The 19,631-nt window shown below is 70.8% G+C and carries 19 protein-coding genes; 14 read left to right on the top strand and 5 right to left on the bottom strand.

Going from position 1 to position 19,631, the window contains the following annotated elements:
- Positions 1 to 73: 73 nt before the first annotated feature.
- Positions 74 to 1,237, top strand: coding sequence for a mandelate racemase/muconate lactonizing enzyme family protein (locus ACU436_RS03910; protein WP_459021673.1), 1,164 nt, complete (start codon positions 74 to 76; stop codon positions 1,235 to 1,237).
- Between the two features lie 3 nt (positions 1,238 to 1,240).
- Here the strand turns inward: ACU436_RS03910 and ACU436_RS03905 are convergent, their stop codons facing one another.
- Positions 1,241 to 1,921 (bottom strand): FadR/GntR family transcriptional regulator, encoded by a 681-nt coding sequence (locus tag ACU436_RS03905; protein ID WP_459021671.1) that lies wholly within the window; start codon positions 1,919 to 1,921, stop codon positions 1,241 to 1,243.
- Positions 1,922 to 2,010: 89 nt separating this feature from the next.
- On the opposite strand from ACU436_RS03905, the gene ACU436_RS03900 reads away from it, so the two are divergent.
- The 12 genes from ACU436_RS03900 to ACU436_RS03845 all read left to right on the top strand — a co-directional run bounded on the left by ACU436_RS03900 (position 2,011) and on the right by ACU436_RS03845 (position 15,217).
- Entirely contained in the window at positions 2,011 to 2,700 is a 690-nt protein-coding gene (locus ACU436_RS03900) for an RraA family protein (protein ID WP_459021669.1), read from the top strand.
- Positions 2,701 to 2,748: 48 nt separating this feature from the next.
- Positions 2,749 to 3,666 carry a carbohydrate ABC transporter permease gene (locus ACU436_RS03895; RefSeq protein ID WP_459021667.1) on the top strand — a complete coding sequence of 306 codons (918 nt, stop codon included), beginning with the start codon at positions 2,749 to 2,751 and terminating at the stop codon, positions 3,664 to 3,666.
- 1 nt (position 3,667) lies between these two features.
- Positions 3,668 to 4,534, top strand: coding sequence for a carbohydrate ABC transporter permease (locus tag ACU436_RS03890; protein ID WP_459021666.1), 867 nt, complete (start codon positions 3,668 to 3,670; stop codon positions 4,532 to 4,534).
- 28 nt (positions 4,535 to 4,562) lie between these two features.
- Positions 4,563 to 5,930: an ABC transporter substrate-binding protein gene (locus ACU436_RS03885; protein ID WP_459021664.1), complete on the top strand. Its 1,368-nt coding sequence runs from the start codon at positions 4,563 to 4,565 to the stop codon at positions 5,928 to 5,930.
- Positions 5,931 to 5,946: 16 nt separating this feature from the next.
- Entirely contained in the window at positions 5,947 to 7,143 is a 1,197-nt protein-coding gene (locus ACU436_RS03880; RefSeq protein ID WP_459021662.1) for an enolase C-terminal domain-like protein, read from the top strand.
- 20 nt (positions 7,144 to 7,163) lie between these two features.
- The gene (locus tag ACU436_RS03875) at positions 7,164 to 7,961 is read left to right on the top strand and encodes an HpcH/HpaI aldolase family protein (protein ID WP_459021660.1); all 798 of its coding nucleotides are present in this window, start codon (positions 7,164 to 7,166) and stop codon (positions 7,959 to 7,961) included.
- Positions 7,958 to 8,944: a 2-hydroxyacid dehydrogenase gene (locus tag ACU436_RS03870; RefSeq protein ID WP_459021658.1), complete on the top strand. Its 987-nt coding sequence runs from the start codon at positions 7,958 to 7,960 to the stop codon at positions 8,942 to 8,944. Before ACU436_RS03875 ends, ACU436_RS03870 begins: the two co-directional genes overlap by 4 nt.
- Positions 8,941 to 10,584, top strand: coding sequence for a thiamine pyrophosphate-requiring protein (locus ACU436_RS03865; RefSeq protein ID WP_459021656.1), 1,644 nt, complete (start codon positions 8,941 to 8,943; stop codon positions 10,582 to 10,584). The genes ACU436_RS03870 and ACU436_RS03865 overlap by 4 nt, the downstream gene beginning before the upstream one ends.
- A complete protein-coding gene (locus ACU436_RS03860) occupies positions 10,581 to 11,531 on the top strand; it encodes a 2-hydroxyacid dehydrogenase (protein WP_459021654.1) in 951 nt (316 codons plus the stop codon). Before ACU436_RS03865 ends, ACU436_RS03860 begins: the two co-directional genes overlap by 4 nt.
- Before the next feature lie 16 nt (positions 11,532 to 11,547).
- On the top strand, positions 11,548 to 12,735 hold the full coding sequence (locus ACU436_RS03855; RefSeq protein WP_459021652.1) for a mandelate racemase/muconate lactonizing enzyme family protein: 1,188 nt from the start codon (positions 11,548 to 11,550) through the stop codon (positions 12,733 to 12,735).
- Positions 12,736 to 12,748: 13 nt separating this feature from the next.
- The gene (locus ACU436_RS03850) at positions 12,749 to 13,612 is read left to right on the top strand and encodes a hypothetical protein (RefSeq protein WP_459021650.1); all 864 of its coding nucleotides are present in this window, start codon (positions 12,749 to 12,751) and stop codon (positions 13,610 to 13,612) included.
- Between the two features lie 81 nt (positions 13,613 to 13,693).
- Entirely contained in the window at positions 13,694 to 15,217 is a 1,524-nt protein-coding gene (locus ACU436_RS03845) for a catalase (RefSeq protein ID WP_459021648.1), read from the top strand.
- Here the strand turns inward: ACU436_RS03845 and ACU436_RS03840 are convergent, their stop codons facing one another.
- The 4 genes from ACU436_RS03840 to ACU436_RS03825 form a co-directional block, all read right to left on the bottom strand.
- Positions 15,218 to 16,069 carry a phytanoyl-CoA dioxygenase family protein gene (locus tag ACU436_RS03840; protein WP_459021647.1) on the bottom strand — a complete coding sequence of 284 codons (852 nt, stop codon included), beginning with the start codon at positions 16,067 to 16,069 and terminating at the stop codon, positions 15,218 to 15,220. It lies immediately after the preceding gene.
- Positions 16,060 to 16,794, bottom strand: a complete 735-nt coding sequence (locus tag ACU436_RS03835) for a FadR/GntR family transcriptional regulator (RefSeq protein ID WP_459021645.1) — start codon at positions 16,792 to 16,794, stop codon at positions 16,060 to 16,062. Before ACU436_RS03835 ends, ACU436_RS03840 begins: the two co-directional genes overlap by 10 nt.
- A 14-nt stretch (positions 16,795 to 16,808) precedes the next feature.
- Entirely contained in the window at positions 16,809 to 18,137 is a 1,329-nt protein-coding gene (locus ACU436_RS03830; protein WP_459021643.1) for an MFS transporter, read from the bottom strand.
- A 68-nt stretch (positions 18,138 to 18,205) separates the two neighbouring features.
- On the bottom strand, positions 18,206 to 18,538 hold the full coding sequence (locus tag ACU436_RS03825) for a hypothetical protein (RefSeq protein WP_459021641.1): 333 nt from the start codon (positions 18,536 to 18,538) through the stop codon (positions 18,206 to 18,208).
- 14 nt (positions 18,539 to 18,552) lie between these two features.
- Between ACU436_RS03825 and ACU436_RS03820 the strand changes: the two genes are divergently transcribed.
- Positions 18,553 to 19,629 (top strand): metal-dependent hydrolase family protein, encoded by a 1,077-nt coding sequence (locus tag ACU436_RS03820; RefSeq protein WP_459021639.1) that lies wholly within the window; start codon positions 18,553 to 18,555, stop codon positions 19,627 to 19,629.
- Positions 19,630 to 19,631: the final 2 nt, after the last annotated feature.

Raw genomic sequence — 19,631 nt, 5'->3', positions numbered from 1 at the left:
TGAGATATGAGAAGCTCACCGACGACGAGCGGGCCGAGGTGCGCGACGTGCCGGTCTGCTGGGGGCTCGCATCATGACCCGGATCACCGGCGTGACGCTCACGTCGATCAACACCCCGCGCACGAGCGGGCTCGAGTGCGGGCACGTCATCGTGGAGCTCGGTACCGACGTGGACGGGTTGGTCGGCGTCGGGGAGATGTCGGACTTCCAGCACCTGCCGCGGTTCCACGTCGACGTCCGCGAGCTGGAACGCACGCTCGACGGGCTCCTCACCGGCCTCGACCCACGCATGCTCAACGAGGTGCAGCGCCGGCTGGAGGAGAGCTTCCCGCAGGCCGGCAACCTGTACGACAAGGGGAGCGTCATCAAGTGCGGCGTCGACATCGCCGTGTGGGACATCCTCGGCAAGATCGAGGACCGCAGCGTGGCCGAGCTGTTGGGCGGGGCGGTCCGGGACGCGCTGCCGGTGGCGTACCCGATCTTCCGCCAGCAGGAGCCGGCGGACGTCGACGCGAACCTGGAAGTCGTCGCCGGCAAGCTGGGTGCGGGGTTCTTCCGGTTCCGCGTGTACGTCGGCCGGCGGCCGGACCTGGACGAGTCGTTCCTGCGGCGGGCCCGGGAGCGGTTCGGGGACGCGATCCAGATCAAGTCCCTCGACTTCTCGAACCTCCTCGAGGCCCGCGACGCATGCGCCTTCGTGGACCGGACGAGCGAGCTGGGCTACGAGCTCATCGAGGCGCCGGCCCGCTCGGGGGACGTGGCCGGGCTCGCGTACGCGCGCGGCCGGGCGCCGGTCCCGGTCAGCGAGCACGTCTACAGCGGGAGCTGGGCCATCGAGCTGGTGGCCGCGCGGGCGGTGGACGTGTTGAACGTCGGGCTGTTCGCGATCGGTGGCATCACGCCGGCCCGGCGGCTCCTCGCCATCTCGGAGGCCGCCGGCCTGCGCTGCCTCATCGGTACGACCCAGGAGCTGTCCATCGGGACCGCCGCCGCGGCCCACGTCGGGGTCTCCGCACCGACCGTCACCGTCGCGAGCGACCCGGTCGGGCCGCTCCTCTACACGGCGGACGTCGTGCGCGAGCCCGTCCGCTACCGGGACGGGGACCTCGTGCCCCCCGACGGCCCCGGGCTCGGGATGGAGATCGACCGCGAACGGCTCGCGGCCGCCGCGGGACCGCTCCGCTGGCCGGTCGCCGACATCGCCGGCATCGTCGACCGGGTGGGGCCCCCGCGATGAGGATCAGCGACCCATCAGGTCCTGCCAGTAGCTGTCGGCGCCCTGCAGGTGGGCGTCGAGCAGCGCGGCGGCGCGCTCCTCGTCCCGCTCGACGACGGCCCCGAAGATCTGCCGGTGCTCGGTGAACGACTGCCGGCGGCGGTCGGCGCTGCGGAAGAAGTACTCGCGGCGCCGCTGCGTCATCAGGTAGAAGATGTTGACCAGCCGCAGGAGCACCGTGTTCTGGGTGGCCTTGACGAGCCCGCAGTGGAAGGCCCGGTCCAGCTCGGCGAACGGGCCGTCGCCCGCGATCGCGTCCTCCCAGTCACCGAGGCAGTGGCGCAGCTCCGCGATGTTCCCCGCGTCGTGCCGGCGGCATGCGAGCCGGATGGCCTCGAGCTCCTGGATGCGCCGCACCTCGACGATCTGGCCGACCTCGTCGCGCGACATCGGGATGCCGACCTCCGCGAACAACCGCAGGGTCTCGATGCTGGCCGACTCCGGCGTCATGTAGATGCCGGACTTCGGCCGGCGTTCGATCAGCCGGAGGGCCTCGAGCACGGAGAGCGCTTCGCGGACCTGGGGGCGGCCGGCGTGGAAGCGTTCGGCGAGCTCGCGCTCGGACGGCGCGCGCTCGTTGGGGCCGTAGCCACGTGCCAGCAGGAACGAGACGAGCTCCGCCAGCAGGACGTGCTGTTCCTTCACGCCCACTCCTCTGACAACTGGCCTTCCAATCTGGTCTGTCCAGATGCTAGCTTCGAGCGGCACTCTCGATGTCGAGAGAAGGAGTACAGATGCCTGACGCGCTCGACCCGTCCGTGCTCGAAGCGCTGAAGAAGTACGACACTCCGACCCTGTCCAACGCGATCGAGACGTTCGACGTGCGCCCCCGGGACGGGGGCTACATGAGCCACGAGATCCGCTGCATGTTCCCCGACCTTGGGGTGATGGTCGGCTACGCCGCCACCGCCACCATGCGGGCCCGTGGCAACGCGCCGAGCGACCCGGAACCGCTTGCCGCGCACGTGCGGACGGTCCCGGGGCCGCGGGTCGTCGTGATCCAGGACCTCGACGACCCGCCGGCGCACGGTGCCATGTGGGGCGAGGTGATGGCCACGACCTACACCGCGCTGGGCTGCGTCGGCACCGTGACCGACGGGTGCGTCCGCGACCTGGAGGAGGCCGGCTCGATCGGCTTCCGGTTCTTCGCGCGGGCCGTGGGGGTGTCCCACGGGTACGTCCGCACCGAGACGGTGGGGGAGCCGGTGACGGTCGGCGGGCTCACCGTCGGCCCCGGCGACCTGCTGCACGCCGACCGCCACGGGGTGCTGCTGATCCCGGCCGGGATCGCGGCCGCGCTGCCGGCGGCCGCCGACCGCGTGATGGCCGCCGAGCAGGACTTCATCGGCTGGGTGCGCTCGCCCGAGTTCGACCCGGACCGGCTGGCGGAACGGCGGGCGGCCCTGAAGAAGGCCATCGGCTAGCGCCCCGTCGTCCTCGATTCGAACCGTCGGCCCGGAGGACGATTCGCGATGACCAGGAACGTGCTCGAGGACTCGGGGCGCCCTTCATCCGACGAGAGCCCCGGTGGGTCCCGGGACGTGCGGACACCGTGGCCGGCGCGCCTGCCCCCGCTGGCGAACTGGCCGGTGATCTTCGCGCTCCCGTTCGTCGTCACGGCACTCCTGATCGTCGTGTACCCGGTGCTCTACGGGTTCTGGCTGGGCGCCGACCTCGACCTGTACGAGGACCTGTTCACCGACGACACCTACCTGCGGACGGTCGTGAACACGATCATCTTCGTGGGGATCGGGGTCAACCTGAAGCTGGTGCTGGCCCTGCTGCTGTCCGGGTTCTTCGCGGTGGGCAGCTGGTGGATCCGCGGCCTGCTCGCCGTCAGCCTCCTGCCATGGGCGATCCCGTCGGTCCCCGCACTGCTGTCCATCCACTGGATGCTGAACCCGCAGTGGGGAATGCTCGGCACGCTGCTCGGGTCGCTGGGGATCCCCAACCCGGACTGGCTGATCAACTCCGCCTGGGGGATGACCGCAGCCATCGCCGCGCACATCTGGAAGTGGCTGCCGTTCTGGACGCTGATCATGCTGGCCGCCCGCATGGCGATCCCGCAGGACGTCTACGAGGCGGCGGCGGTGGACGGCGCCACCGGGGTGCGGCGCTTCTTCTGGGTGACGTTCCCGATGCTCAGCAACGTGTTCCTCACCAGCGCGCTGCTGTCGTCGATCTGGACGCTCTCGGACTACAACAGCATCCACTTCGTCACCGGTGGCGGCCCGGCCGACACCACGCACGTGCTGGCCACGTTGGGGATCCGCTACGCCTTCGACGTCGGTGACGTCGAGCAGGGCATCGCGGTCGCGCTCAGCGCCCTGCCGGTGATCATCCCGCTGATCATCGTCCTGGTGCGCCGGCTCGGACGGGAGGGGTTCTGACGTGGCCGCGACGCGAATGGGTACCCCGGCCGCGCGGGTGCGGCGGGGGGTCGGGCTCGGTGTGGTGGCGCTCGTCCTGCTGGTCTGGACGCTGCTGCCGATCTACCACATGGTGATGATGTCGCTGTCCCCCGACGGCGAGGTGTTCGAGCGGCAGCTGTGGCCGGAGAACCCGACGCTCCAGAACTTCTGGACCGTGCTGACCGCAGGCGACTTCTTCATCGAGCACTTCTGGCTGCAACTGTGGAACAGCATCTTCGTCGCCGCGATCACGACCCTGCTGGTGCTCGTGATCGGTTCGTCGGCGAGCTTCGCGATCGCGCGGTTGCGGCCCCGGTGGGGCAACGCGCTGTCGAACGCGGCACTCGCGACCTACGTCATCCCGACCAGCTTCCTCGCCATCCCGCTCTACCGGGCGATGGCGAGCTACAGCCTGCTCGACACGTCGTGGGCGCTGATCTTCTCGATGACGGCGTTCGCCTCGCCGTACGCGATGTGGGTCTTCACCCAGTACGCGAAGTCCGGCATCCCGAGGGAGCTCGACGAGTCCGCGAGGGTCGACGGTGCGACGAACTGGCAGATCTACGTCCGGATCTACCTGCCGCTGATGCGACCGGTGCTCGTGGCGATCGGCACGTACGCGCTGCTCAGCTCCTGGAACGAGTACCTGCTCGCGTTCCTGCTGCTGAACTCCGCGGAGAACATGACGTTGCCGGTGGCGCTCGGCTCGTTCCTGAACACCGACCAGGTGCCGTGGAACCTGCTGATGGCGACGTCGCTGTTCTACGCGATCCCGCCGGTGATCATTTACTACGTGTTCCGCAAGAACGTCACCAGCGGCATGACCGCAGGTGGGGTGAAGACGTGACCTGCTCGACGAGGAGAAGGGAACGGTGATGGCAGATATCGGGAGGCGGGACTTCCTGCGGGGCGCCGGGCTGTTGGCCGCGGGCGCGTCGGCCGTGCCACTGCTGTCGGCGTGCGGCAGCTCCGGCGCCGGGAGCAGCGACGCCCTGGTCGTGTGGTGGAACCAGGGCTTCTACCCCGCTCAGGACGAGGCCGTCCGCGCGGTCGCCCAGGCCTGGTCGCAGCAGGCCGGCATGCCGGTCGACCTGCAGTTCTACGGCACCAACGACATCCCGCAGAAGGAACAGAGCGCGGTGGCCGCCGGCAGCACCCCCGACGTGCTGTTCGCCGAGATCAACCAGTCGGCCAAACACGCCTACGACGGCCTGCTGGCCGACGTCTCCCGCGTGGTCGAGCCGATGCAGATCACCGATGGCGCGCGCCGGTCCTCGCGGCTCTACAACGGCGAGGCCCAGGCGGCCTCCCACTACACGGTGCCGCTGTGGCAGTTCACGGTGTCGATGTTCTACTGGCGCAGCATGCTCGCCGACATCGGCATGGACCACGACCGGGCACCGCGCGACTGGGACGGGTACTGGGGGTTCTGGAAGCAGGCCCAGGACGCCTACCGCGCCCGGGGCCAGGGCGACGTGTTCGCGGTCGGCTGGCCGATGGGATCGGCCGCGGGCGACACCAACTACGACACCCAGCAGGTGCTGCGTGCGTACGGGGTCGAACTGCTCGACGACCAGAACAACCTCATCACCACCGACGAGGTGCGCCGGGGCGTCGCCGACGCGCTCACCTGGATCGTCGATCTCTACAAGCAGGGCTACTCGCCCGGCGACAGCCTCAACTGGCAGGACAGCAGCAACAACACCTACTTCCTCAACCGCTCCGTGCTCTGCACCCCGAACGGGTCGCTGTCCATGCCGGGTGCGATCAAGGAGGACGAGCCGGAGAAGTGGAAGGACATCGTCACCACCGGCTTCCCGGACCGGGCGGTCGGCGGCCCGAGCCCCTCGATCACGCTGCTGCACAGTGCCGCGGTGTTCGAGGCGAACGAGAAGAAGGACCAGGCGATGGACTTCCTCTCGTTCTTCACCCGGCCCGAGAACGTGATCCAGGTGCTCAAGGGAGCCCAGGGCCGATGGGCTCCGGTGCAGACGTCGTTGCTGGAGGACCCGTACTTCGCCCGGTCCGACGACCCGAACGTGCAGGCCGCGATCGGGCAGCTGAGCGGGCAGACCGTGCCGTCCTGGGCGACGCTGAGCCCGGCCTACAGCCAGTCCGAGCGCATCCAGGTGTGGGGCAACGCGATCGGCCGGGTCGCGCTGCAGGGGTCGTCGCCGGAGCAGGGGGCCGACTGGGCGCTGGAACAGATCCAGGAGCAGTTCGAGGAGTTCAAGGTCGGCTAGACGAAGGGAACCGCTCGTGAAGATCGCAGCCGTTCGCTGCGTGGAGTACACCGGCACGCTCGACCACCCGGGCGCGTTCTGGGAGGAGCGCCTGATCCGCCCGGTCGACATCTACCCGCAGTTCCGCGCGGAGGGCCCGCCCTTCCTGCCGCCCGCCGGCTCCGGCGCGTACCGGGTCACGTCGGTGTTCGTGCACGTCGAGACCGACGACGGGGTCAGCGGGACGGCCGGGCCGATCACCCGCGAGCAGGCCCACCTGATCGAGACCGGCTTCACGCCGCTGCTCGTCGGCCAGGATCCGCTGGCCACCGAGTACCTGTGGGACGTCATGTACCGCTACGCGGTGCACGGCCGCAAGGGCGTCGAGATGATGGCGATCAGCGCCCTGGACTGCGCGCTGTGGGACCTCAAGGGCCGCCACTTCGGGGTGCCGGTGCACGTGCTGCTCGGCGGGCCGTCGCGGGCCTCGATCCCCGCCTACGCCTCGGCGCTGGGCTACTCCCTCGACCTCGACGAGGCGCGCGAGCGCGCCGCCGAGATCACCCGTCAGGGGTTCACCGCCACCAAGTGGTTCCCGCGGCACGGGCCCACCGACGGCAAGGCCGGCATCGAGGCCAACGTCGCGCTGGTGGCTGCGCTGCGGGAGGCGGTGGGGCCCGACGTCGACATCATGGTCGACGCCTGGATGTCCTGGGACGTGCCCTACGCCCTGCACATGGCCGACCGCCTCGCCGAGTACGCGCCGCGGTGGATCGAGGAGCCGGTCATGCCGGACAAGCCGCACTCGTACGCCGAGATCACCCGCCGGATGCGCCCGGGCATCCTGGTCTCCGGTGCCGAGCACGAGTACACGCGCTGGGGCATCCACCAGCTCATGGCCGCCCGCGCGATGGACCTGTACCAGCCCGACACGTACTGGGCCGGCGGCATCAGCGAGCTGCTCAAGATCGCCGCGCTGGCGAGCACCTACGACGTGCAGCTGATCCCGCACGGCCACTCGGTGCCGGCGAACACCCACCTCAGCTTCGCCCTGCCGGCGACGCTCACCCCGATGATCGAGTACCTGGTCAAGTGGAACGTGCTCCACCAGTGGTTCCTCGCTCATCCCGTCCACCCGGTGGACGGCGCGGTGACCCCGCCGACCGAGCCCGGCCTGGGCATGTACCTGGACCAGAACAAGATCGAGAGCCAGCGGGAACTGACGTTCGCGTGAACGCCGAGCAAGGAGGACGTATGGGTAGGACGCTGCGGGAGCTGTGGGACGGCGGCGAGGCGACGATCGGCGGCTGGTGCTCGATCCCCAGCTCGTTCTCGGCGGAGATGATCGGCCGCTGCGGATTCGACTGGGTCTGCATCGACACCCAGCACGGCGTGATCGGCTACGACGAGATGATGCCGATGCTGCAGGCGCTGTCGATCACGGGGACTCCCGCGTTCGTGCGCGTGCCCTGGAACCAGCCCGACCACATCATGAAGTCCCTCGACGCGGGCGCGCAGGGCGTGATCGTGCCGATGGTGAGCACCGTCGAGGACGCGCAGGCCGCGGTCGCGGCCGCGAAGTACCCGCCGATGGGGATGCGCAGCTGGGGCCCGATCCGGGCCGCGCTCGACGTGCCGGACTACAGCCCGGAGGTCGCGAACCGGCGCACGATCGTCGCCGTGATGATCGAGACGCCCGGCGGGGTGCAGAACCTCGAAGAGATCCTGCAGGTCCCCGGCGTCGACGCGGTGTACGTGGGCCCGTCGGACCTCGGCCTCGGACACGGCATGACACCCACGCTGAAGGTCGAGAACCCCGAGCACGAGAAGCTGATCGACCGGGTCCTCGACGCCTGCCGGCAGCACGGGATCGTCGCGGGCATCCACTGCGACAGCGTCGAGACGGTGCGCCGCTGGCACGCCCGCGGCTACGGGATGTTCACGGTGGGCTCGGACGCCGCGCTGATGCGCTCGGCGGCGACCGCGGTGGTGGCGCAGGCGTTCGAGGGCGGCCGGGAGATCAAGGTCCCGGCCACGGGCCAGTACGCATGAGCAGGGTCTTCGTCTCGCAGGAGATCGTCGAGGACGCCCTCGACGAGTTCGACGGCACCGGCATCGCGGTGGACCTGCGTCGCGACGACCGGCCGCTGCCCGCCGCCGAGCTGCGGGCCGCGGTCGCGGGCTACGACGGGCTGATCTGCCTGCTCACCGATCGCATCGACGCGGAGTTCCTGGCGGCGTGCCCGCAGCTGCGGGTCGTCGGATGTGTCGCCGTCGGCTTCGACAACATCGACGTGCGCGCGGCCACCCGCGCCGGGGTGGCGGTCACCAACACCCCGCGCGTGCTCACCGACGCCACCGCCGACCTGGCGTTCACGCTGCTGCTGTCCACCGCCCGCCGGGTGCCCGAGGGCGACGCGTTCCTGCGGGCGGGGAAGTACACGCACTGGCGCGTGAAGCAGGAACAGATGGGTGTGGACGTCTTCGGCGCCACGCTGGGGCTGTTCGGGCTCGGCCAGATCGGGCGGGCCGTGGCGCGGCGGGCCCGCGGCTTCGAGATGACGGTGCTGTACCACGACGTGCAGCGGCTGCCGGCCGAGGACGAGCGGGAGCTCGGCGTGACGTACGTGGAGTTCGAGGAGCTGCTCGCGCGCAGCGACTTCGTGTCGGTGCACTCACCGCTCACCGACACCACCCGCCACCGGTTCGACGCCGCGGCGTTCGCGGCGATGAAGCCGACCGCCATGCTGATCAACACCGCGCGCGGCCCGATCGTCGACGAGGCGGCACTGGCCGCCGCGCTGCGCGGCGGCGTGATCGCCGGGGCGGGGCTGGACGTGTTCGAGCGCGAGCCCGAGGTGGACGCGCAGCTGCTGGAGCTGCGCGAGCGGGTGGTGCTGCTCCCGCACCTGGGCAGCGCCACCGGCACCACCCGCCGGGAGATGTGCCGGATGGCGGCGCGCAACGTCCGCGACGCGCTCTCCGGCAAGCGCCCGGAGAACCTGCTGAACCCCGAGGTGGAGGGGTCGGGATGAAGGTCCGCGAGGCCGTCACGGAGATCCTGAGACGCGAGGGCGTGCAGATCATCACCGGGTACCCGGTCAACGACGTCATCGAGGAGGCGGCGGTCGCCGGTATCCGCCCGGTGATCGTGCGGCAGGAGCGCATCGGCCTGCACATGGCCGACGCGATGTCGCGGGTCACCAGCGGGGACACCATCGGCGTGTTCGCCATGCAGCACGGCCCCGGCACCGAGAACGCCTACGGCGGCATCGCGCAGGCGTACTCGGAGTCCGTGCCGATCCTGGTGCTCCCGGCGGGCTACCCGCGCCGGCTCGCCTACGTCGAGCCGAACTACCACGCCTCCCGGCAGATGGCCGCGGTCACCAAGTCGGCCGAGCCGATCGTCGACGCGGCCGAGGTGCCGCACGTCCTGCGGCGGGCGTTCGGCCGGCTGCGCACCGGGCGCGGCGGGCCGGTGCTGGTCGAGATCCCGGTCGACCTGTGGCACGAGGAGGTGCCCGAGCCGCTCGCCTACACACCGGTCACCCGGGCGCGGTACGGGCCGGACCCGGCCGACGTGCGGCGGGCCGCGGAGCTGCTGGCGGGGGCCCGCCGCCCGGTGGTCTACGCCGGGCAGGGGGTGCACTACGCGAAGGCGTGGGACCAGCTGCGCGAGCTCGCCGAGCTGCTGGCCGCCCCGGTGACGACCAGCCTGGAGGGCAAGAGCGCCTTCCCGGAGGACCACCCGCTGGCGCTCGGGTCGGGCGGGCTGGCGATCCCGAAGCAGGTGCGGCGGTTCCTGGACGCCTCCGATGTGATCTTCGGGGTGGGGTGCAGCTTCACCGAGACGTCCTTCGGCACCCAGCTGCCGCTGGACAAGCGGGTGGTGCACGCGACGCTCGACCCGGCGCACCTGGGCAAGGACCTCCCGGTGGAGGTCGGCCTGCCCGGCGACGCGGCACTCACCCTGGACGCTCTGCTCACCGAGCTGCGCCCGCGGGTCGGCGCGCCGCGCGACGCCGGCCCGGTCACCGCGGAGATCGCGCAGGTGCGCGATGAGTGGCTCGCGGAGTGGCTGCCGAAGCTCACGTCGGACGAGACGCCGATGTCGCCGTACCGGGTGCTGTGGGACCTGCAGCGCACGGTCGACGTGGCGAACACGATCATCACCCACGACGCGGGCAGCCCCCGCGACCAGCTCTCGCCGTTCTGGACCTGCACCCGCCCGCTGACCTACCTCGGGTGGGGCAAGACCACCCAGCTCGGCTACGGCCTGGGGCTGGCGATGGGTGCGAAGCTCGCCCGCCCGGACATGCTGTGCGTCAACGTGTGGGGCGACGCGGCGATCGGCTTCACGGGGATGGACTTCGAGACCGCGGTGCGCGAGCGGGTCCCGATCCTGTCGGTGCTGCTCAACAACCACAGCATGGCGATCGAGCTGTCCCGCATGCCGGTGTCCACCGAGCGCTACCGCGCCACGGACATCTCCGGCGACTACGCCGCGTTCGCCAGGGCGCTCGGCGGGTTCGGCGAGCGGATCACCGAGCCGGACGGGATCGTGCCGGCGATCGAGCGGGGCATCGCGGCGACCGAGGCCGGCCGTCCCGCCCTGCTCGAGTTCATGACCAGCAAGGAGACCTCGGTCTCCCGATACCCCAGGGGGTCCTCGTGAGCACGTCGGATCGGGTCGAGATCGCCGTCATCGGCAGGCAGCGCCCCGCCGTGATCGAGGCGCTCGGCGCCGAGTTCACCCTGCACGACGTCGCGTCGCTCGACGACATCGCCGGCTCGCTCGGGCCGGCGGCGGAGCGGGTGCGCGGCGCGCTGTCGAGTCCCATGATCGGGCTGTCGGCGGCGATGATGGACGCGCTGCCCAAGCTGGAGATCACCACCCTGTTCGGGGTGGGGCTCGAGCGCACCGACCTCGCCGCCGCCCGCGAGCGCGGCGTCGTCGTCACCACCACCCCGGTGCTCTACGAGGACGTCGCCGACACCGCCGTGGTGCTGGCGATGGACGTCTCCCGCCGGATCACCGCGGGCGACCGATGGCTGCGCGGCGGGCAGTGGGCGGCGGGCGGCCAGGCCGCGTCCGGCAGGCGGTTCTCCGGCAAGCGCGCCGGGATCCTCGGCATGGGCCGGATCGGCCGGATGCTCGCCAAGCGGCTCGCGGCGTTCGACATGGAGATCGCCTACTACGACCCCCGGCCGGCCCCCGACGTGGCCTACCCGCTGCACGACAGCGGCGCCGACCTGGCGCGCGAGTCGGACTTCCTGTTCCTGTGCGCCGCCGGCGGCCCGGGCGCGGGGCACGTCGTCGACGCCGAGACCCTCGCGGCGCTCGGCCCGGAGGGCGTGTTCGTCAACGTCGCCCGCGGCTGGCTCGTCGACGAGCCGGCCCTGGTCGACGCCGTCACGAACGGCACGATCGGCGGTGCGGGTCTCGACGTGTTCGACGACGAGCCGACCGTCCCGCAGCCGCTCATCGACGCCGACAACGTCGTGCTCGTACCGCACATCGCGAGCAACACCTTCGAGAGCCGCAACGACATGGACCAGTGCGTGATCGACAACATCCGGTCCTGGTTCTCGACCGGCAAGGCCGTCACCCCGGTGCCGTGAGCGGAAGGACCCGCCGATGAAGATCACTGGTGTCGAGACGTTCCCCGTCGAGGTCCCGCCGCCGTACAAGGGCGGCACCGGCTGGCTGTTCCTGCGCCTGGACACCGACACCGGGGTGCGCGGCTACGGCGAGGTCATGATGCTCGCCGGCGCGTTCGGGCTGCGGACCACCGGCACCCTCGTCGAGGACCTGGTGGGCAGCCACCTGCTCGGCCACGACCCGTACGAGATCGAGCTGCTCTGGGAGAAGCTGTACAACCGGGCCGGCTACAGCCACTACCCGGAGCAGACGAAGCTGGCGATCATCAGCGCGCTGGAGATGGCGTGCTGGGACATCGTCGGCAAGGACCTGGGGCAGCCGGTGCACCGGCTGCTCGGCGGGGCGGTGCGCGACCGCGTCCGCACCTACACCTATCTCTACCCGGACGACGCGGGCGACGTGGACCGGCACGAGATGTGGACGCAGCCGGATCTCGCGGCGGAGCGCGCGGCCCACTACGCGGACCTGGGGTTCACCGGGGTCAAGCTGGACCCGTTCGGCACGTTCCCGACCGAGGACCAGGGGTTGGGCCAGCTCGTCCCGGTGCAGTACTCGCTGCACGCGCTCGACACGGCCGAGGCGGTGATCGCCGCGATCCGCGCGGCCGTCGGCAGCCGCTGCGACATCCTCGTCGGCACGCACGGCCAGATGACGGCGGCGGGCGCGCTCCGTGTCGCCCGCCGCCTCGAGCCCTACGACCCGCTGTGGTTCGAGGAGCCGGTGCCCCCGGAGAACATGGCCGAGATGGCCAAGGTCGCCCGGGGCACGCGGATCCCCATCACGACCGGCGAGCGGCTGACCACGAAGTACGACTTCGCCCGGCTGATCCAGCACGAGGCGGCGGCGATCTTCAACCTGGACGTCGGGCAGGTCGGCGGCATCCTGGAGAGCAAGAAGATCGCGGGGATGGCCGAGGCGCACTACCTGCAGATCTCGCCACACGTGTGGGGCGGCCCGGTGATCGCCGCGGCGTCGGTGCAGCTCGGCGTGTGCTGCCCCAACTTCCTGATCATGGAGTCGATCGAGCGGTTCGGCGGGCTGCACGCCGAGCTGCTCGACGAGCCGATCGAGTGGAGCGACGGCTACGTCGTCGCGCCGGACCGGCCAGGGCTCGGCCACAACCTGAACGAGGACGTCGCCCGCCGGCTGGCGCCGGAGGGCTGAACGGATCACGGAGGTGGAGCCCGTGCACGCCGACTCCCGGCAGATCCTGATCAGGGTGTGGAGGGGAGGCTGGGGCTCCACTGTGGACGAGGGGAGGTTCCACGACCACTGCGCGGTCAGCGAAGCGAACAACGGCGAGAGCGGCTGGGGCACCGTCCGGGGCACCAGGGCCGACATGCGGGCGTGGAGCGAGGCCGAGGCTTCCTTCACGGAAGCGATCCGTTCGGCGGAACGCGCCTACCGGCGGCTGGTCGACCCCGGGTGGCGTCGGTGGCTGCCCGGCCACGACGGACGGGTCGAGCGGGCGAAACAGGCATACCGCCGGGCGACGGCGGCCGCGCAGGCGACGTACCAGCCCGTCGTCGACGAGATCGTTCGACGGGAGGCGGCCGCCGAGGCCGAACGGCAGCGGCGTGACGAGGAGCGGCGACGCTTCCACGAAGAGGCGCAGGCGAACGGGCGGGAGCGGGACAGGCGGCGCAACGCGCTTGCGGAACGGGCGATCTGGGGCTGGTCCGAGGTCGATCCCACCACCGTGCGCGTCTTCGAGTCGGCCGAACAGGGGCTGACCGCCGCGGAGCTGGACGAGGCGCTCCGCGCCCTGCACGGGTCCGGGGTCAGGACCGTCGAGTGGGATCCGGCCGCCCGCGCTGCGGCCGCGCGGGCCTGCGCGCTGCCGGGCACGCCACCGTCCGACTTCGACTTCCGGCAATGGTGGAAGTCGGTGGCGGATCTCGGGTGGAAGGACCCGGCGGAGATCCCGCCACCGCGTCCCCCCGGCCGCCGCCGCGGCAACGACGCGACGTTCCACCACAGCGACTACGGCGGTGGCGATTACGGCGGCAGCTACGGGGCGAGCCACGGGACCAGCTTCTGAGCTACCAGGTTTGAGTCGTTCCGGAGCGGGGAGGCCTGGACCGACGACGTCGTGCCGACTGCCCGTCCGCAAGGAGTAGGAATGGCTGAACCGAAGACGAACATCACCACAACGGATGCCGGTGTCCCGGTGGAGAGCGACGAGCATTCGCTGACCGTCGGACCGGGTGGCCCGATCCTGCTCCAGGACAGCTACCTGATCGAGCAGATGGCCCAGTTCAACCGGGAACGCATCCCGGAGCGGCAGCCGCATGCGAAGGGGAGCGGCGCGTTCGGCCGGTTCGAGGTCACCCACGACGTGAGCGCCTACACCAAGGCCGAGGTGTTCCAGCCCGGGACGACCACGGAGATGGCGGCCCGGTTCTCCACCGTGGCCGGCGAGCGGGGAAGCCCGGACACGTGGCGTGACCCCCGCGGTTTCGCGCTGAAGTTCTACACGACCGAGGGCAACTACGACATGGTCGGCAACAACACGCCGGTGTTCTTCGTCAAGGACCCGATGAAGTTCCAACACTTCATCCGGTCGCAGAAGCGACGGGCCGACAACAACCTGCGCGACCACGACATGCAATGGGACTTCTGGACCTTGTCGCCGGAGTCCGCGCACCAGGTGACGTGGCTGATGGGTGACCGGGGCGTCCCACGTACCTGGCGACACATGAACGGCTACACCTCCCACACCTACATGTGGGTGAACGCCGCGGGCGAGGAGTTCTGGGTCAAGTACCACTTCAAGACCGACCAGGGCATCGAGTGCTTCACCCAGGACGAAGCCGACCAGATGGCCGCGGTCGACACCGACTACCACACCCGGGACCTGTTCGAGCACATCAGGGACGGCGACCACCCGAGCTGGACGCTGTACGTGCAGGTCATGCCCTACGACGACGCGGTCGGGTACCGGTTCAACCCGTTCGACCTGACCAAGGTGTGGCCGCACGGGGACTACCCGCTGATCCCGGTCGGGAAGATGACCTTGGACCGGAACCCGACCGACAACCACGCGCAGATCGAGCAACTGGCGTTCCAGCCCAACAACATGGTGCCCGGCGTCGGCCCGAGCCCGGACCGGATGTTGTTGGGCCGCCTGTTCTCCTACGCCGACGCGCACCGCCACCGCATCGGCGCCAACTACCAGCAGTTGCCGGTCAACGCGCCCACCGCCGCCGTGAACTCCTACAGCAAGGACGGCGCGATGCGGTTCCACAACGCGTCCGACCCCGTGTACGCGCCCAACTCCAAGGGCGGTCCGGCGGCCGACACCCAACGCTACGGCCAGGGCCCCAGCTGGTACGCCGACGGCGACATCACCCGCGCCGCCTACGTCGACCACGCCGAGGACGACGACTGGGGCCAGCCCGGCACCATGGTCCGTGACGTGTTCGACGACGCCGCCCGGGCGCGGCTCGTCGACAACGTGGTCGGTCACCTGCTGAACGGCGTGTCCGACCCCGTTCTGGAGCGGGCGTTCGAGTACTGGCGCAACATCGACAAGGACACCGGCGACAAGATCGCAGCCGGGGTGGCTGCGAAGAAGAACGACGTCGACCCCAAGGCGGCGGACCAGGCCAACCCGGCCCGCGGATCCATGCAGGCGAAGGCCTGATCAGCCGAAGGCGCTCTCGGCGAGGGCGGTCTGGACCTCGTAGATCGAGCCGCCCCGGGCGTGCTTGGGCAGCGGGATCCGGACGGGAACGGGCTCGAGCCGCGGTGTGGCGCTCGGGTCGCCGCACAGCAGCCGGTCGTTGAACTGCTCCCAGCCGGGGAAGTCGACCAGCGGCCACGCGTCGGCAGCGGCGTACTCGAACAGCAGGAACCGGCGGGGGCGCTGGGACCGGTTGGGGGCCGATCCGTGCAGCAGCCGCGCGTGGTGGATCGAGATGTCGCCCGCGTGGAGCTCGATCGGTACGGCCTGCTCGGCGAAGCCGTCGGACGGCACGGCACCGGCGAAGACGCCGTCGTGGTGGTGGTCGTGGACGGGGCCGTGGTGCGATCCGGGCACCACCATGAGGCAGCCGTTCTCGAGCAGCATCTCGTCGATGGCGATGCCGACCGCGAGCACGTCGTCGTTGGTGTGCGGGTAGAAGGCCCAGTCCTGGTGCCACTCGACGGGGCTGCCGAACTCGGGCGACTTCAGGTTGAGCTTCGTGTTCTGGTACCGGACGCCGTCCCCGACCAGCTGGCGGACGGCGGTGAGCACGGCCTCGTTGCGCAGCGCGCGGTCGTAGGTCGGGTGCTGGAGGTGCGGCGCCTTGAGCCGCCGCAGCCGCGGCTCGGCGGCGGTGTGCCCCGGTTCGAGGTCGAACACGTCGGTGTGGTCCGACACGCTGCGCGAGCGGTCCACGAACTCGTCGGTCACCCGCTGCAGCTCGCGGACCTCGTCAGGGGTGAACACGCCCCGCACCGCGAGGTAGCCCTGCTCGCGGTAGGTGCCGATCTGATCCGGCGTCAGGTGCACTGGGAACTCCCTTCCTGGTCGCCGCGGGGGCCCGCGGCGTCTCGGACCTGGCAGTCGACGTGGTCCTCCATCAGCGCGACGGCGCGCGCGGCATCGCCCGCCTGGAGCGCGGCCAGGATCTCGATGTGCTCGAGGTGCAGGCTCCGGCGGTCACCCGGTGCGAGGCCGAACTCGCTCCACGCGGTGACCCACGCCTGGTGCACCCACTTCTGCGCCCGCTCCAGCACCGGGTTTCCGGCCGCGCGGGCCAGCAGCGCCTCGAACCGGACGTCGAGGCTGCCCTGCTGGACGTCCTGGTCGGCGAGCTCGTCCGCCGCGCGGTCGAGGAACTCCCGGACGGCCGACAGGTCGGGGTCGGGTCGGCGCGCCAGCAGCTGCACGACCCGCGTCTCGATCGCGGTGCGCAGGTCGGTGAGCCATTGCAGCGAGTCCGCGCCCGTCGGCATCCCGGCGACGAGCTGCTCGGCCGGCAGGGTGCCGTCGGGGTCGAGCACGAACGCGCCGGCGTTGCGCCGGATCTCGATCTTCCCCATGCTCTCCAGCGCACGGAGCGCCTCGCGCACCGAGACCCGGCTGACCTGCAGCCGCTCGGCGAGCTCCCGCTCCGACCGCAGGCGGTCGCCGGGCGCCATCGTCGCGACCATCCCGTCGAGCTGGGCGAAGACCTCGCGGTACACGTGGACCTGTTTGATCGGCAGCAGCCGGAAGGCGCGGCGGTCGGGCATGACCCTCCTACCGGTCATCGCGGCCCCGCTGCCGCCGGTTCGGCGAGGATGTCCGTGCGGTAGGTCTCGGGCCCCCACAGCACGGCCGCGGCGGTGATCACCGACAGCACGACCATGTACGCGGCGACGCCCCACGGCGCGCCACCCGCCCACACGAGCAACAGGCTGGCCAGGAACGGCGCCGGTCCGCCGGCGAGGATCGACCCCAGCTCGCGCGCGAAGGCGAACCCGCTGTAGCGCACGCGCGGGCCGAACAGCTCGGTGAAGTACGCCGCCTGCGGCCCGAACATCCCCGCCACCCCGATGCCGACGGCCGCGGCCATCGCGAAGACCACCACGGGAGTGCTCCCGGTCTGCAGCAGCAGGAAGTAGGGGAAGGCGAACAGCGCGCAGAACACCGCCGCGCCCGCGTAGACCGGCTTGCGCCCGATCCGGTCGGAGAGGATCGACCAGACCGGCACCATCACGAACTGCGCGCAGGTCGCGATCGTGACCGCGATCAGGGCGCTGGTGCGCGAGAACCCGAGCTGACCGCTCAGGTAGCTGATGCTCCAGGTCGGGAACAGGTAGCCCAGGCCGTTCTCGGCGAACCGGGCGCCGATCACGACCACGAAGCTGCGCGGTTGCGTCACCAGCGCGTGTTTGATCGGCATCCGCAGGACGTCCCGGCGCTCGCGCGCCTCCTCGAACACCGGCGACTCGGCCAGGCTCAGCCGCAGGTAGAGGCCGACGGCGACCAGGACGATGCTGACCCAGAACGGCACCCGCCAGCCCCAGGACAGGAACTGCTCCTCGGGCAGCGTCGAGACCACCGCGAACACGCCGGACGCCATCAGCGTGCCCAGCGAGACCCCCATCGGGGACCAGCTGCCGAACCAGCCGCGCCGGTTCGGCGGGGCGTGCTCGACGGCGTAGATGACCGCGCCGCTGTACTCGGCCCCCGCGCCGAAGCCCTGCACGAGCCGCAGCAGCACGAGCAGCACCGGCGCCATCACGCCGATGCTGTCGTAGCCCGGGATGAACCCGATGAGGAAGGTCGCCCCGCCCACCAGCAGCAGCGTCATGATCAGAACGTTCTTGCGCCCGATCCGGTCGCCGAAGTGGCCGAAGAAGAGGCCCCCGAGCGGGCGGGCGACGAAGCCGACCCCGAACGTCGCGAACGCCACCAGCGTTCCGACGGCCGGATCCAGCTCGGGGAAGAAGAGGACGTTGAACACCACGGCGGCCGCGGTGCCGTAGATGAAGAAGTCGTACCACTCGAGGCAGGACCCGATCCCGGAGGCGAACGCCACCCGCGCCAGCGACCGTTGCCCGATCCCACCCTGTTGCGTCGTCCTGGTCACCCGGACCTCCTCGTCCTGGTAAGTGGACTGACCACTGACCACAGGGTGCGGGCCGCGTGTGCGCCGGGTCAAGGGTTGGTCCGGGATCCGTGGTTCGGGACCGGTTCAGGACGGATGCTCAACCGATCGGTGGACGCCGCCCTCCGGCCCGGTCGCCCGGCAGGCGGGATGTGGTGTGCTGCGAGGGCGTGGACGAGCACCGCGGAGAGGGGTCCTTCAGCGATGAGCAGCAACAGCACGCTGTTCACGAACGTGCGGGTCTTCGACGGGCGCTCGGATCGGCTGTCCGCGCCGACGGCCGTGCTGGTGACCGGCGGCACGATCACCTCGATCGGCGAGCCGCCGGCCGTGGCCGACGCGGAGCAGCGCACGACGATCGACGGTGCCGGGCGGACGCTCATGCCGGGACTGATCGATGCACACACACCTGGCCTTCAGCACGCTGCCGGCCCACGTGGCGATCATGTCCGACCCCGGCTACATCGCCGTGCGCGGCGTGCTGGCCGGGCGGGAGATGCTGCTGCGCGGGTTCACCTCCGTGCGGGACTGCGGCGGGCCGACGTTCGGGATCAAGCGCGCCGTCGACGAGGGGCACGTCCCGGGGCCGCGGATCTGGCCGTCGGGCGCGTTCATCTCCCAGACCTCCGGGCACGGGGACTTCCGCATGCCGTACGAGACCCCGCGCGGCGTGTGCGGGCACCTCTCGCACATCGAGCTGGCCCGGGCGGCGGTGATCGCCGACGGTGTGGACGAGGTGCTGCGCGGTGTGCGCGAGCAGCTGATGGGCGGGGCCAGCCAGATCAAGATGATGGCCGGCGGCGGCGTCGCATCCGCCTACGACCCGATCGACGTCACCCAGTACACCGAGACCGAGCTGCGGGCCGGTGTCGAGGCCGCCGAGAACTGGGGCACCTACGTCCTCGTGCACGCCTACACCGACCGGGCGGTCCGGCAGGCCATCCGGGCCGGGGTGCGGTGCATCGACCACGGGCACCTCGTCGGCGAGGACACCGTCGCGAAGATGGTCGAGCACGACGTGTGGTGGAGCCTGCAACCGTTCCTCGACGACGAGGACGCCATCCCCATCCCGGACCCGCGCAGCAACGCCAAGCAGCTCGAGGTCATCCAGGGCACCGACACGGCCTACGGGCTCGCCAGGAAGCACGGCGTCAAGCTCGCCTGGGGCACCGACACGCTGTTCGACGCGAAGCTGGCCGCCCGGCAAGGGGCGCAGCTGGCGAAGATGACCCGCTGGTTCACCGCCGCCGAGACGCTGCGCACGGCGACGTCGGGCAACGCCGAGCTCCTCGCGCTCAGCGGCCCCCGAAACCCGTATCCCGGCAAGCTCGGCGTCGTCGAAGAGGGCGCGCTCGCCGACCTGCTCCTCGTCGACGGCGACCCGCTGGACGACATCGACCTGATCGCGAGACCGAGCACGTCGTTCTCGATCATCATGAAGGACGGGACGATCCACCAGGATCTACTGCGCTGAAC

Source organism: Pseudonocardia wallangbongensis, from assembly GCF_054486945.1.
Note: the sequence above shows the minus strand (reverse complement) of the source record. Positions and strands in the feature narration are given on the sequence as shown.

Coding starts and splice junctions, on each gene's coding strand:
- ACU436_RS03910 (WP_459021673.1), top strand. CDS start 74: ATGACCCGGATCACCGGCGTGACGCTCACGTCGATCAACACCCCGCGC.
- ACU436_RS03900 (WP_459021669.1), top strand. CDS start 2,011: ATGCCTGACGCGCTCGACCCGTCCGTGCTCGAAGCGCTGAAGAAGTAC.
- ACU436_RS03895 (WP_459021667.1), top strand. CDS start 2,749: ATGACCAGGAACGTGCTCGAGGACTCGGGGCGCCCTTCATCCGACGAG.
- ACU436_RS03885 (WP_459021664.1), top strand. CDS start 4,563: ATGGCAGATATCGGGAGGCGGGACTTCCTGCGGGGCGCCGGGCTGTTG.
- ACU436_RS03875 (WP_459021660.1), top strand. CDS start 7,164: ATGGGTAGGACGCTGCGGGAGCTGTGGGACGGCGGCGAGGCGACGATC.
- ACU436_RS03870 (WP_459021658.1), top strand. CDS start 7,958: ATGAGCAGGGTCTTCGTCTCGCAGGAGATCGTCGAGGACGCCCTCGAC.
- ACU436_RS03865 (WP_459021656.1), top strand. CDS start 8,941: ATGAAGGTCCGCGAGGCCGTCACGGAGATCCTGAGACGCGAGGGCGTG.
- ACU436_RS03855 (WP_459021652.1), top strand. CDS start 11,548: ATGAAGATCACTGGTGTCGAGACGTTCCCCGTCGAGGTCCCGCCGCCG.
- ACU436_RS03845 (WP_459021648.1), top strand. CDS start 13,694: ATGGCTGAACCGAAGACGAACATCACCACAACGGATGCCGGTGTCCCG.
- ACU436_RS03835 (WP_459021645.1), bottom strand. CDS start 16,794: ATGCCCGACCGCCGCGCCTTCCGGCTGCTGCCGATCAAACAGGTCCAC.
- ACU436_RS03825 (WP_459021641.1), bottom strand. CDS start 18,538: ATGAGCGTCCGCCCGGCACCGTCGATCGTCGTGCGCTGCTCCGCGTCG.
- ACU436_RS03820 (WP_459021639.1), top strand. CDS start 18,553: ATGCACACACACCTGGCCTTCAGCACGCTGCCGGCCCACGTGGCGATC.